At 64.7% G+C, this 11,517-nt stretch carries 16 protein-coding genes and 1 pseudogene; 9 read left to right on the forward strand and 8 right to left on the reverse strand.

Annotated features, from left to right (window positions below):
* Window positions 1–182: 182 nt before the first annotated feature.
* Window positions 183–548, reverse strand: coding sequence for a hypothetical protein (locus KAY22_RS07445; RefSeq protein WP_296621772.1), 366 nt, complete (start codon window positions 546–548; stop codon window positions 183–185).
* Window positions 545–1,000 carry a hypothetical protein gene (locus KAY22_RS07450; protein WP_296621775.1) on the reverse strand — a complete coding sequence of 152 codons (456 nt, stop codon included), beginning with the start codon at window positions 998–1,000 and terminating at the stop codon, window positions 545–547. Before KAY22_RS07450 ends, KAY22_RS07445 begins: the two co-directional genes overlap by 4 nt.
* A gap of 323 nt (window positions 1,001–1,323) precedes the next feature.
* On the opposite strand from KAY22_RS07450, the gene KAY22_RS07455 reads away from it, so the two are divergent.
* From KAY22_RS07455 to KAY22_RS07465, 3 genes are read left to right on the forward strand one after another with little or no spacing between them, the layout of a single operon-like run.
* Complete coding sequence (locus KAY22_RS07455; protein ID WP_296621777.1) at window positions 1,324–2,061, forward strand: helix-turn-helix domain-containing protein; 738 nt, start codon at window positions 1,324–1,326, stop codon at window positions 2,059–2,061.
* Window positions 2,062–2,670: an RES family NAD+ phosphorylase gene (locus tag KAY22_RS07460; RefSeq protein ID WP_296621778.1), complete on the forward strand. Its 609-nt coding sequence runs from the start codon at window positions 2,062–2,064 to the stop codon at window positions 2,668–2,670.
* 41 nt (window positions 2,671–2,711) lie between these two features.
* On the forward strand, window positions 2,712–3,392 hold the full coding sequence (locus tag KAY22_RS07465; protein ID WP_296621781.1) for an SOS response-associated peptidase family protein: 681 nt from the start codon (window positions 2,712–2,714) through the stop codon (window positions 3,390–3,392).
* Window positions 3,393–3,454: 62 nt separating this feature from the next.
* On the opposite strand, the gene KAY22_RS07470 is transcribed toward KAY22_RS07465, so the two are convergent.
* Entirely contained in the window at window positions 3,455–4,228 is a 774-nt protein-coding gene (locus KAY22_RS07470; protein WP_296621783.1) for a hypothetical protein, read from the reverse strand.
* Window positions 4,229–4,430: 202 nt separating this feature from the next.
* Between KAY22_RS07470 and KAY22_RS07475 the strand changes: the two are divergent.
* Window positions 4,431–4,598 (forward strand): annotated as a pseudogene (locus tag KAY22_RS07475) (IS66 family transposase); the annotation flags it as partial.
* Window positions 4,599–4,657: 59 nt separating this feature from the next.
* Here KAY22_RS07475 and KAY22_RS07480 read toward each other — a convergent pair.
* Entirely contained in the window at window positions 4,658–5,194 is a 537-nt protein-coding gene (locus KAY22_RS07480; protein ID WP_296621785.1) for a hypothetical protein, read from the reverse strand.
* A 266-nt stretch (window positions 5,195–5,460) separates the two neighbouring features.
* Here KAY22_RS07480 and KAY22_RS07485 point away from each other — a divergent pair, with 266 nt between their 5' ends.
* From KAY22_RS07485 to KAY22_RS07500, 4 genes are read left to right on the forward strand one after another with little or no spacing between them, the layout of a single operon-like run.
* Entirely contained in the window at window positions 5,461–5,628 is a 168-nt protein-coding gene (locus tag KAY22_RS07485) for a type II toxin-antitoxin system RelE/ParE family toxin (protein ID WP_296621787.1), read from the forward strand.
* Between the two features lie 12 nt (window positions 5,629–5,640).
* Entirely contained in the window at window positions 5,641–5,952 is a 312-nt protein-coding gene (locus KAY22_RS07490; RefSeq protein WP_296621789.1) for a HigA family addiction module antitoxin, read from the forward strand.
* Window positions 5,952–6,875 (forward strand): 3'-5' exonuclease, encoded by a 924-nt coding sequence (locus tag KAY22_RS07495; RefSeq protein WP_296621791.1) that lies wholly within the window; start codon window positions 5,952–5,954, stop codon window positions 6,873–6,875. Before KAY22_RS07490 ends, KAY22_RS07495 begins: the two co-directional genes overlap by 1 nt.
* A gap of 19 nt (window positions 6,876–6,894) precedes the next feature.
* Window positions 6,895–7,878 (forward strand): hypothetical protein, encoded by a 984-nt coding sequence (locus KAY22_RS07500; RefSeq protein ID WP_296621794.1) that lies wholly within the window; start codon window positions 6,895–6,897, stop codon window positions 7,876–7,878.
* Window positions 7,879–7,972: 94 nt separating this feature from the next.
* Here the strand turns inward: KAY22_RS07500 and KAY22_RS07505 are convergent, their stop codons facing one another.
* Genes KAY22_RS07505 through KAY22_RS07520 form a run of 4 tightly spaced genes read right to left on the reverse strand, consistent with a single transcriptional unit; the run spans window position 7,973 to window position 10,780 of the window.
* Entirely contained in the window at window positions 7,973–9,226 is a 1,254-nt protein-coding gene (locus KAY22_RS07505) for a hypothetical protein (RefSeq protein ID WP_296621795.1), read from the reverse strand.
* A 13-nt stretch (window positions 9,227–9,239) separates the two neighbouring features.
* Complete coding sequence (locus tag KAY22_RS07510) at window positions 9,240–9,389, reverse strand: hypothetical protein (RefSeq protein ID WP_296621797.1); 150 nt, start codon at window positions 9,387–9,389, stop codon at window positions 9,240–9,242.
* On the reverse strand, window positions 9,376–10,530 hold the full coding sequence (locus KAY22_RS07515) for a DUF87 domain-containing protein (protein WP_296621799.1): 1,155 nt from the start codon (window positions 10,528–10,530) through the stop codon (window positions 9,376–9,378). The genes KAY22_RS07510 and KAY22_RS07515 overlap by 14 nt, the downstream gene beginning before the upstream one ends.
* Window positions 10,520–10,780, reverse strand: a complete 261-nt coding sequence (locus KAY22_RS07520) for a hypothetical protein (protein WP_296621801.1) — start codon at window positions 10,778–10,780, stop codon at window positions 10,520–10,522. Before KAY22_RS07520 ends, KAY22_RS07515 begins: the two co-directional genes overlap by 11 nt.
* 450 nt (window positions 10,781–11,230) lie before the next feature.
* Here KAY22_RS07520 and KAY22_RS07525 point away from each other — a divergent pair.
* Window positions 11,231–11,517, forward strand: a 287-nt coding sequence (locus KAY22_RS07525) for a hypothetical protein (protein WP_296621803.1), incomplete at its 3' end; no start/stop codon positions are given.

Genomic DNA, 11,517 nt, shown 5'->3' on the forward strand with positions numbered 1-11,517 from the left:
GGGCGAAATCAACGGCTCACCGACAGCCCTTGGGGTGCGCGCCGTGTCGGACTGCATCCGGTATATCGAGGGTGCTGGACCACAAAATATGGCGGAGATCGGATATCTGCGGGCCGTTGCCTCCTGGGCTGCGGCCGATCGTCGATCAAGCGCGCCCGGCGGCCAGAAGCCAGACGTCGGCGCTATGGCCCCGTCAACGGCCTAAGCATCGGCACGCCGCTGCCTACGACCGTGGCCATTCCAGCGCCAGCCGCCCATCCGACGAACAGGGCGCCGCAGGCAGCCAGCCGGCGGGCCCAGGGCTCAAGGTCGGCAGCGCCGGCCAGATTGCAGAACAGGCCGGCGGAGGCGAGAAGCAGGGCGAAGACGGCCGGCTTCAGGTAACCCGCAGCCACCGGGTCGAAGGCAGCAACGATCGGCAGGGCGGTCGCGATGGAGCCGAACAGAAGGGCGACAGGCCATGCTAGCCAAAGCAGCCAGCTGCGCGGGGGTAAGGAGAAGGCGATCGCCGCGGGAGCGGCGATCAGCAAGGCGCTGATCCAGGTCATTGCACGGTCTCGGCAAACCGCGGCCGCCAGACGAAGCCTCGCTTGCCCGGGGCAAGGCGCTGAGGCATGCCGCCATCCCGCGCGTCGTCGCGGATCAGCGCCCGCCGGCAGCAGGCCGGCGCCTGGCCGGAGGCGATCAACTCGCGCGCGACCGACCGGGCATCGATGACGAAGATCCTCGCCCGGGCCGCCAGCGCCGCCCAGATAAGGTCGTCCAGCGCGCCATCTGACGTGCGCAGCCGCGCCACCACGTCGATTCTCGTCGGACACACGTCGCTCCGGCGCCGCGGCATGGCCGTCGCCCGGGCGAGCGTGTATTCGCGGCGGAAGCGGCCCCGGTGGAGGAAGACCGTATCGAATTTCGGCAGGATGGCGATCTCGCCGAGCGCGAAGTCGTCCGGCGCCGCCCTAAGGTCGAGCCTGAGGGCGCGCGGTATCTGCCGGGCGCTCATCGGGAATGCCCGTCGGAGATCTCCTGCCGGTAGGGCATGTCGTCGACGACCTGCCAGCGCCCGCGGGTTGTTGGTTCGATATCGTTGCCCACCGCAGTGCCTCGCCATGTTCCGGCGGCGCCCTCTGCGCCGCACCACCCTGACGCACCAGCGGAGGGAAATGTCGCAAGCCGTTGCTGACCGCTAGCCGGCTGCACGTGTGGCTGGACGCGCCCGATTCACTCTCATCGACGGTCGCGAGCAACCGCGCTCGTTGTCTCGGTTTACGAACTTGACGAAACTTGCCGCCAAGCAGATATAATGAGTTTTCAGGAGGTTAGGACATGGCATCTCCAAAAACCATTTCTGGTCGGATCGGCGTATCCGGCGAGATTGTGAATCCGGTAAAAGCCAAACGCCTTCAGCGGCAGGGGGCGAAAGCAGTGCGGTTTGACGCGTCGAGAGGAGCTTTCGTCACTGAATCCGAAGCCCGAGATCCAGGCCGGAAGACGGTTTGGGAGAAGGTCCAGAAAAAGCTGGCCGGCTATGTCGCCAACGTTGGGCACGGCGACCGAACGGTAAGTGTTCGTATCGATTTTGGCCCCCGAGGGAGTGTCGCGGTGTCGCCGATTGAGGAGACTATCCAAACCGCCACCGTAGCTCACAAGGAACCCGATGTGGACAATCTCGAGGCTGCGCTGACCGCGGCCCGCGAGCGTGGCCGCCTGCGTGCCGCAGAAATTCTCGGTGCGGAAGATATGCTTACCGCCGACGAATTTGCCGAGCTCCTGGGGACTAGCCGCATGACCATCAATACCAAGCGAAGGAGCGGCGCCGTCCTTGGGCTTACAGGAACGAAACGAGGATATCGATTTCCTCGCTGGCAATTGGACGCGAATGGCAACCCGTATCCCGAACTCGCGGAGCTCCATAAACGTTTGGGGGGACCGTGGGCGGTCTATCGTTTTATGGTCCAGCGCCATGGTGAGCTGAACGGGCTCACGGGAAGGCAAGCACTGGAACGAGGCAAGCAGCGCGCGGTGCTCGATGCGGCGGAGAGTGTCGGCCGGGACTTCTCGTAGATGGCAAAAACTTCCCCTCCGCCTGGCTTCTCCAGCCGCCCCCTGGAATGGCATACGGTTCAAAAAGGCGAGGCGTTCGGCCGCATTTACCTCGGCCGATATCCAGACGCTCTCGGCTTCGGCAAGTCGCCCAGCCGGTTCAGCGATCCAAGGCGTTTGAAAGATTCCAGCCGTTTCGGTGTCCTCTATCTCGGCGCGACGCTGAAGGTCTGTTTTCTCGAAGCGGTCCTGCGCGACCAACGCGATGGACTGACCGGGGATCTGCCGATCCACGAATCGGAATTCGACGAGCGTCAATATGCGGAAATCGAAGTCGCCGAACGGTTGAGGCTGGTCGACCTCCGCGCGGACCGAGCAGTGCGGATGGGCATCCCGAGCGATGTCGCCAGGGCCAGCGATCAGGCTCTTTCCCGCAAATGGTCGCTTGCCCTGCACGAGCATAACGAGATGCCCGATGGGATTATCTACCCGTCGCGCCTTAATGGAGAGACCAACCTTGCCATCTACGACCGGGCCGTCGCCAAACTGCGACTATTGAGGAAGTCCACGCTCAAGAGCGCCCCGGGCCTACCGTCCGTATTGAACGACTTGCTGGTCAGCATGATCTGACGTTCGTAGACGGCCTGAAGGGGACAAAGCGGAGTGAGCACATGTGCAATCTTTATCGGATCCTTGCAGGTCAGGACGCCATCCGACGGGGCGCCGGCGTGATGGTAGACCTGACCGGCAATCTTGAGCAGCGAGTGGGAGGTATCTATCCGGACTATCCCGCGCCGATCGTCCGCCATGGGCCAAACGGGCGCGAGCTTGCTTTGGCGCGCTGGGGCATGCCGACGCCACCGGCGCGCTTGACCGGAACGACCGACAAAGGAATTACCAACCTCCGAAACCTTTTCGCCTGGAAGGAGTACCTCGAGCCTGCCGACAGGTGCCTTGTACCCTTTACGGCTTTCGCCGAGCCGGAAAGTCTTCCTGACGGCTCGAAGGGCACGGCATGGTTCGCTCTCGGACCCGACCAGCCGCTGGCCTTCTTTGCTGGCGTCTGTCTGCGCGGCTGGAAAGGCCTGCGCAAGAAGGCCGAGGGTGAAGTGATGATCGACATCTATGGGTTCCTGACGACTGATGCCAATGCCGATGTCCGCCCAGTCCATGAGAAGGCGATGCCCGTGATTCTTCGTCCGGGCGAAGAATGCGAGGAATGGATGACGGCCCCCGCGCGTGGGCTGAAGCGCCTGCAACGTCCGCTCCCCGACTGTTCGCTCGTTGTCGTCGAGCGGCAGGGATCGAGGAAGAAGACCGTGCCGGAAGAAAAGGGGCCGCAGAACCCTTGAGATGCCCCTGAAGCGGGGCACGGCGCGACATCGGCGTTCCTGCCCGCCATCCTGACGGGCTGTTATGCGACTGGCTTGCCCGATGGCGTGAGGTAGCCGATAAGACCGGCGATTTCAGCGCGGACCACCTGGGGCAGGGCGATCGGGCACGCTGCCATTGCCGCCCGCCGCTCGCCGGGCGCTGCATCGCAGATGGCGAAGAAACGACCGCATGCCTTTGCCTGGGCGCTCGGAAGGTTCGGCCAGGGGCCGGCAAGCAGGCCGCCGCCATAGGCGAAGGCGCTGGTCAGGTCGCACCAGTACCAACCGCCATCGCCGCGATAGACTGCCGCTACAGGCTCGGCGGCGCGGTAGGCGATGGCTAGGCCGTCGATATCGCGCCAGACGATGCCCGCGCTGGTCGCCAAGCTGTCGGCAAGGCCGGAGAAGTCGCCAAGACCGGTCGGTCCGGAATCGGAAGGCGCTGCCGGCAGGGCGGCCTGGAGCACGCCCGGGCGGTTCGCTTCGCACCAGGCGACCACCCTCGTGCAGGCGGCAACCAGCGCGTCGATCTCGCCTTCCGCGCTGATGGCGGCCGTGGAACGCAAAAGCGCATCTGCGAAATAGGCCGCATGTAACCGGAGATCATCTGCGCGATGCTCCAGTTCGACGAATTCTGCCACGAGGCGCGCCATACCGGGCGAGGGGGGAGCAACCTGGCACCACCCCCGCGGCGAACGCCGCCAGATCTGCACCGGGCCCGCGCCGCGGACGAGCACCCGGTCGCAGTCGAATCCACCGAGCATTTTCGCGACGTCATCGAGCGGCAAACCCGAGGTAATGAAGATGTCGATCATCGGCGGCCCGTACATCTGAACGCCGGTCGATCTGCCGGCCGGGCAGAAGACGCTTCAGCAAGATGGATTGTTGATGTCGGGCATTGGGTTTTTAGGAAAGCCGGTACTGAATGGCCCTCGCCAATCCGACGCCTCATGGACGGGTCAGTGCATGGCATTGGCAGGGACCGGGGACCGGCCTGCAGGCACCAGTCCACGGCGGCAGTTGGAAGAACTGGAGGCGTCCGCCATCGAGGACGAGCTCGCCGCCGAGACGGCCGCGGCCAGGACCACGACCGTGGCGGCCTTCACCCGCAAGCGATCGTCGCGGCGGCCGTTCCCCGCGCATCTGCCGCGCGAACGGGTGGTGGTGCCGGGCCCGATGGCCTGTGCCCTGCTGGGGCGTCGCGGATGGGTCGGCAGGGCGTTGGCAAGGGCCGTCACCGACCTTCAGGCGCTGTCCCGCCAGCCAAGCCGGTCGGCCTCAATAAGCGCACCCAGCCAGTTGCCAGAGAGACGCGCGATCGCCTCGACGATGCTGTAACCGGACGGCAGCCAAGCCGGCACACCGGCGAGGAGGGCGCCGGCGATGCGTTCGCCTGTGCTCCAGGACCCTCTGCCGTTATCGGCTACAAGGGAACTCGCAATGCCGCGGATCCTGTCGACCAGGTCGGCACGCGGTGAGTCATCGATATCGCTCGGGCTAATTGCCGGATTACCGGTGGCGGCCTCAATCAGCGCTGTGCGCCACCTATGGCCCAGTCGATCGACGGCCGCAGGAATGGTGTAGCCATCCGGCAGCCACAGAATTTCGTCGCAGATGAGCGCGCCAGCGATGCGTTCCCCCGTGCTCCAGCCGCCGCGGCCGTCGCTTGCCCGCATGAGCCGTCCGATCTCGGTGATCTCGGCGACGAGCCTGGCGTGGTGCTCGTCGGGCTCCACCTGCTGCATCCCGGTTCCAGCTTGCCGATCAGGTATCGTCATCATCGCTCCTCCGCTTCTCCATCGATCACAGTTGGGGTGTGGCCGATGCGTGATTGCCGGACATGGCCCCGCTGTCGACGTTGCATAAGCTTTCCGCCGCCTGTTGGTGACCTTGGGCAAATTGGCGGCCTGCCCCGGACTTTACGGGTCGGTATTTTTTGTAGCCCTCTTTATTGATGGTGACGTATTGCGTCACTATTGCCAAGAACCTAAACTGCCGGGATGGCGCGGTGGAAGCATGGACAGGCGGAAACGATCGCCGGCGCAGGTTGAACAAGCCGTTCCCCGTCGACCTGCCGCCGGCGAATCGTGTCGAGCAGTTGGCCGGCGACCGAGCGGGGCAGCACTCGATCCGCATCAACTACCAGTACCGCATCTGCTTCTGCTGGTCGCAGACCGAGGGCGCCTGCGACATCGAAGTCGTCAAACGCCGCTGAGGATACCGCGCCATGGCGAAAACTCAGACCGACCCCGAGCAGTTGCCGCCGATACATCCGGGCCAGGTGCTGCGCGAGGAATTCCTCGGTCCCCTCGGCATCAGCGCCTATGCGCTGGCCAAGGCGATGCGCGTCCCGCTGAACCGCGTCGACCAAATCGTGAAGGGGCGCAGATCGATCAGCGGTGACACGGCACTGCGCCTCGCGAAATGCCTGGGCACCTCGGCTGAGTTCTGGGCGCGCCTCCAGGCAGACTACGAGCTGCAGGCCGCCCGCGCCGCCGCAGGCACCGAGCTCGATACGCTCAAACAGCTGGTGGCGTGATGGACGCGGCCGCGGCGCTACCCACCGCAAGTCTCGGTCACGCGGAAATCGAGCTGATCGCGACCGAATTGGAAGCATCGCCGGACTACAGGGTGCTGCGCCGCCTCCAGCCGCGGTCCGTGATCACCCCAGCTGACGGTACGCCGACGCGGAGAGCCGTGTTCCTCGACCTGGAGACCACCGGCCTTGACGCCGCCCGCGATGAGATCATCGAGATCGCGATGGTCCCGTTCACCTACGGCCCCGACGGCAGGATATTCGAGATCGGCGAGGCCTATGCCAGCCTGCGCGAGCCGTCCATCCCGATCCCGCCCGAGATCTCGGCGCTGACCGGCATCGACGACGCCATGGTCGAGGGCAAGGCGGTCGACCTCGATGCCGTCAAGGCGATGGCCGCCGGCGCGGCGGTGATCGTCGCGCATAACGCCGCCTTCGACCGGCCGTTCGCCGAGCGCCTCGACGGTATTTTCGAGACCAGGCCCTGGGCCTGCTCGATGTCGCAGGTGCCCTGGGCGGAGGAGGGGTTCGAGGGAACCAAGCTCGGCTACCTCGCGGCCCGCCAGGGCTTCTTCTTCGACGGCCATCGCGCAGTCGACGATTGCAGGGCGGCGATCGAGCTGCTGGCACGTCGGCAGCCGGCCAGCGGCGCGCTCGCAATGCAGCAGCTGCTGGACGCCGCCCGGCGGCCGAGCTGGCGCATCTGGGCCGAGGGCACGCCGTTCGAGCTGAAGGACCGCCTGAAGGCGCGACGCTATCGCTGGAACGGCGATGCCAACGGCAAGCCCCGCGCCTGGTTCGTGGACGTGGCGGACGAGCGCCGGGACGAGGAACTGGCGTTCCTGCGTGACGAGATCTACGGGCGGGAGGTCGAGCCCTGGGCCTGCAGGATCACGGCGCATAACCGGTTTTCGAGCCGGGTTTAAAGCAAAAAAAGGGTGGTTCATGCTGATCGAACAAGCTTTTCTGAATTTGCCGGAAATATTGCACGGATCTGGGTATCAGACCCAGGAATACGAGGGCGGGATTATCGGTGCCTTCTCTTTGGCGGTTCTGCAGGCGCTGAACGGACACAACACGCCGAATCCAATTGCGTGCATTCAGGTCGAAAGACCATATCGGCCCAACGGCCAGTTCGCTGGGTTGCAGCAAGCCAGGCACTTCAGGGCAGATTTCTTTCTAAACATATCAAGATTGCGCGTCGCTAGTAGCAACCTTGGTCACTATGGTTGGCGTCATTTTAACTGGTTAGAGGGCAAATTTTTTAGGCGACCGTCTGGTACTATTGCGGAGCCATCTATTTCAAATCGAACCCACAACACGGGATATCTACTCGCTGACTTTATTAGACTGACGACGCTGCTCCCCGAGCCTTCGATGACTGTCCCCAGGAATAGACGGCGCGCTCCATACGATCAGGGTGATTGGAGCTCATCCGCAAGGTATCTGCTTCACGTTTACGATGCCGAACCGTTACGTCACTTGGTGCCTCGAGATCGACCTTGGGTGAAGTCCTTAATCGAGCCCGGAAGACATACTGTCTTGCTGGAACATTTGGAGACAGAAACGGAGACCACCAAGAAGAAAATCGGCGATCTCGCGGGCCTCAGGATTGAAGCTCATGTTACTAATACTTTAATTTCACCAGTATACAGCGACTTCAGGCCATCCTATTATTGCTGCCTGACCAGGATCGACACTTTCGAGACCCGGTACGCGGAAAGCACAGCCACCTTGCTTCCGAACAGATCGTTGATGCAGGTTCCGTACAATGCGCTCGAAACCATCGCTGCCGGTGTCGCCCAAAGGCTTGGTGTGACCGGGCGCCGCGATGCAGAGCCTCCAGTCGAGAACACTTCGTTGGATGAGTTCCTCACCGATGAAATCGACGATAGAAGCGTTGCACTAGGCGAAGACGAGGACCAATGAGACGGATCTCGATGGCCCTGACGACCCCGTGTTCTGCTCAGTCGATTCAGACGTTCAGGGGGCCTTCGGGGATGGCTCCAAGGGGCCACTTCGCTTAGGCATCTTCATCGCGTTGAGGACCGGGGGTCAGGGCTGCCACCAGCCCTGCGACTGTCGACGGTGGGTCGGAGCCGAGGTCCGACGTACCGCGCCCTCGCTGCTTGAAGCTGAACCCCAGCTTGATGGCCCGCTTCGATACGACGGCCAGGTCGCGCCTGAAGATCGGCACCAGCGCGCCGAGGCTTACGTTCCGCTCAAAAGCCAGCGCGATTGCGCGGTCCTCATCCGCCGTCCAGTCACGGTGCCTGTTCGTCTTCAGACCCAGGGCAAAAGCGCGCTGATAGACTGCGCGGAGATCCCGTCCGAGCTGGCGGGCAATCTCCTTGGGCTTGACCTTGCCATAGGTGGCTTTCAGATGCGCGGTTTCCTCATCCGACCAAACCGGACCGAGGCGGAAACCGTCGGGCTTCGGATGGCGCAACCCCAGTTCTTCAACACGCCATCGGATGGACCATTTCGTGCGCCCTAGCCGGTCCCGAAGCGGCGCAGTCGAGAGTCCGTTCGCGTAGGTGACCCGCAACAGGTCGTCCTCCTCCGGCGTCCACGGGCGGCCCCAGCCTCGGCCGTAGCCAAGCTTCCGCAGCATCTGGCCCAATGGATCGTGGCCCCGATCCGGGAAGCCCTCCTCGACCATCCGGGCCGCAATGGCGCGATAGCGGAGGCCGGCCTCGGCCAGCTCCAGCGCGCGGGCCATTTCGGACGCCTCCCAGTCCGGCTGATGAGACGGATGGCGTAAGCCCAGCGTGCCGGCCCGGCTGCAGATGCCGCTATGGGGCCGGCCGATCACCACGGCGATCTGATGCGTGGGCATCGCGAGCTCGTAGGCCCGCCTGAGCTGCCAATCCTCCCATTCGGTCCAAAGGGGAGCCTGGGGTTCGGTCAGGCCGAGAACGCCGGCTCGTGCATAGATAGCGCAGGTCGTGCGGCCGAGCAGGCCTGCAACGGCGCCTGCGGCGGCCGTCGGGTAATGCTGCATGAGCAGCGCATCGTCTTCCGGCGTCCATTGCCGCGAGGTTCCCCGCCGCAGGCCGAGTTCATAGATCTTCGTCGAGACGGCCCTTATCGTCCGGCCGAGCGCCCCGGCGATCTCCCCGAGGCTCGCCTCTTCCCGGAACATCGCGGCCAGGCGGGCGAGGTCGGACGGCAGCCAGGCGTCGGGCCTGAACGCGACCTCATGAAGCCTGGCCATCACCGGGTCTTGTGGCGAGGGCGCGTGCGCAACGAGCTCGACGACATCGATGTCGATCATCCAGCGACATCCTTCACGGTAGCGAGATGACGGATGCGGCCGTCGCCTTCTGCCTGAGCCGGGTGCTGAGCCGTACGATCCGATCGTCCGGGCGCGGGATGACGTCCACGACGCCCAGGTCGGCCAGCAGCCTGACCGCCCTATCGATCTCATCGTCCGACAACCCGAGATGCCCGGCGAACTGACCGGTGCTGGTCGCGCTCGGCGAGATGCCGACGAGCGCTTTCGCGATCGCCGCAGCCGAGGGGGCGAGGGGATCGAGCAGGAACAGGTCCAGCGCGCGGATGTTGCCGCCGGGAGCGACCTGGCGGCCGGAAGGTGCCGGTGCTGCGCCGTCGACGTCGAGGAGCGCGCGCCTCCGCCGGCGTCGCCCAGGACGGCGGCGCCAGATCGGGCGTCTTGCCAGCGTGCTCGGTGATCGGCGCATCGATGTGGACGCCGATCGGCAGCGTTGCCAGGGCCGGGCCGAAGGCGAAGAAATGCCCGGGCGGCAAGTCGCGGAGCAGGCTCGCCTTGTCGTATGTCAGGCCCAGCAGATCCGCCGCCCGGGCAATATCCCGATCGAACACGTTGATGCCGATCAGGAAGTTGTGGAGCTCGGAGACGACGGAGGAGGCGAGTTTCGCGAGCCGCTGGGTGCTGACGATCGGGCACAGCCCCCGCTTGCGGCCGCGGCTGCAGAGATCGGTTAGGGCTGCGACACCCTGCCGGCGGACTTCCCCGTCACGCGCCGTCGAGGCGACATGCGGGGCGAGCAGGTGGGCCTCGTCGATCGCGACGATCGCCGTGCTGGGCCAGTACTCGCGCGGCGCGGCCATCAGCCCGCCGAAGAAGGCGGCCGACTTCCGGATCCGGTCCTCCGGCTCCATATCGCTGAGATCCAGATGCACCGGCAGCCGATGCTGGCGCGACCGGGCGGCGATGCCTGCCAGCGCTTCTTCGCCGACCCGGTCGCCGAGGATGGTCGTCGCCCCGATGAATTCCGCGAGATTGCCGAACTCCCCTTCGGGGTCGACCAGGTGGACGGTGACCAGCCGGTGGACCTGCTCGACGAGGTGGCGCAACGTCCGGCTTTTCCCGGCGTTGGTCGAGCCCTGGATCAGGCATCGGCCGGAAATCAGTTTCGCCAGGTCCAGGAACAGCGGGTGCATTTTCGAGGCCATTCCGAGCCTGATCCTGGCCGCGGCCTCGGCAGTCGTCGGGCCGCTGGAGGAGGCCGCCGCCGATCCGGCGGCTTCTGCCAGCGAGGGAGGGGCAGGGGACTGCCGGTCGTTCGATGGGAAGCGGGTGATTTCAGCCTGCATTGGGGAGCCTCTGGCCGAGTTTGCGCGCAGCACGTTCGAGGTCCTGGCGAAAGTCCTGGTCCGCCCGGAGTGCTGCCAGCCCCTCAGGCGTATCGGTGTAGGCCAGGTCGCGCTGGATCTCGGCCAGCGGGACGGCAACCAGCCGCCCAGGATGGAAGGGGCACCATTTCGGGGTACCGCAGCCCAGCTGCCAGGAAAACCCCGGTCGGGCAGCGGGATGGATGCAATGATAGGACGAACTGCCCTCCACGATCGGCTCGTGGTATCGGCAGCCCTCGCATACGAGCTTCGCGACGGCCGCGGGCCCGCTGCGTCTTGCGCGCCTCATACCGGCAACCCCGGGCCGCTGCGTTGACCATGGCTGCGTTTCCCGCACGGGTAGCTCATTGAACACCTCCAGTAGGGCGCCAGCTTCGCGGTGCATGACGCACGGCGATCGAGTTTTGTCGATTCCGACGCTCAGTTCGTTCGAATCCGCCGCGACGCGGGAGACTGTACCGGCCCGCGGCTTGTCCAGAGTTTCCTCGAAAAGGGTTTTAGCAGATATCCGTTAAAGGCGTTAAGAGATATCTGTTAAATCGCTTTTTGCCGGAACCGGCCGAACAGGAGTGCACCGGAAAAAAATGTCGAACCGGCACAACATTTCACCCTCGACGAACGTCATGACGGGGATGACCTAACTTCAAGGGCAAGCCGTTCCATGACGCTTCAGGAAGCCCCTCGATCAAAATGCGCTGCCGCCGACCGCACCGAGAGGCGGGATCACCTGCTTGACCGGATGACGTCGCTACGCTGCGACGGACTGTCCTGGGGACAGGTGGCGGCGAGCCTCAGGCAAGAGGGGCTGGCAAACATGACCGGCGAGGCGGCCTGCCAGTCGAGGACCAGGTACAGGGCCGGCTGCCCTGAAGCCGCAGTGATCGCGGTCGCGCGGAAGGCGGTGAGGAAGAAGGCGCAGGAGGAGGCTGTTCAGCGGCGCGACCTGGT

The organism is Rhizorhabdus sp. (assembly GCF_018006725.1).
GTDB lineage: Bacteria > Pseudomonadota > Alphaproteobacteria > Sphingomonadales > Sphingomonadaceae > Rhizorhabdus.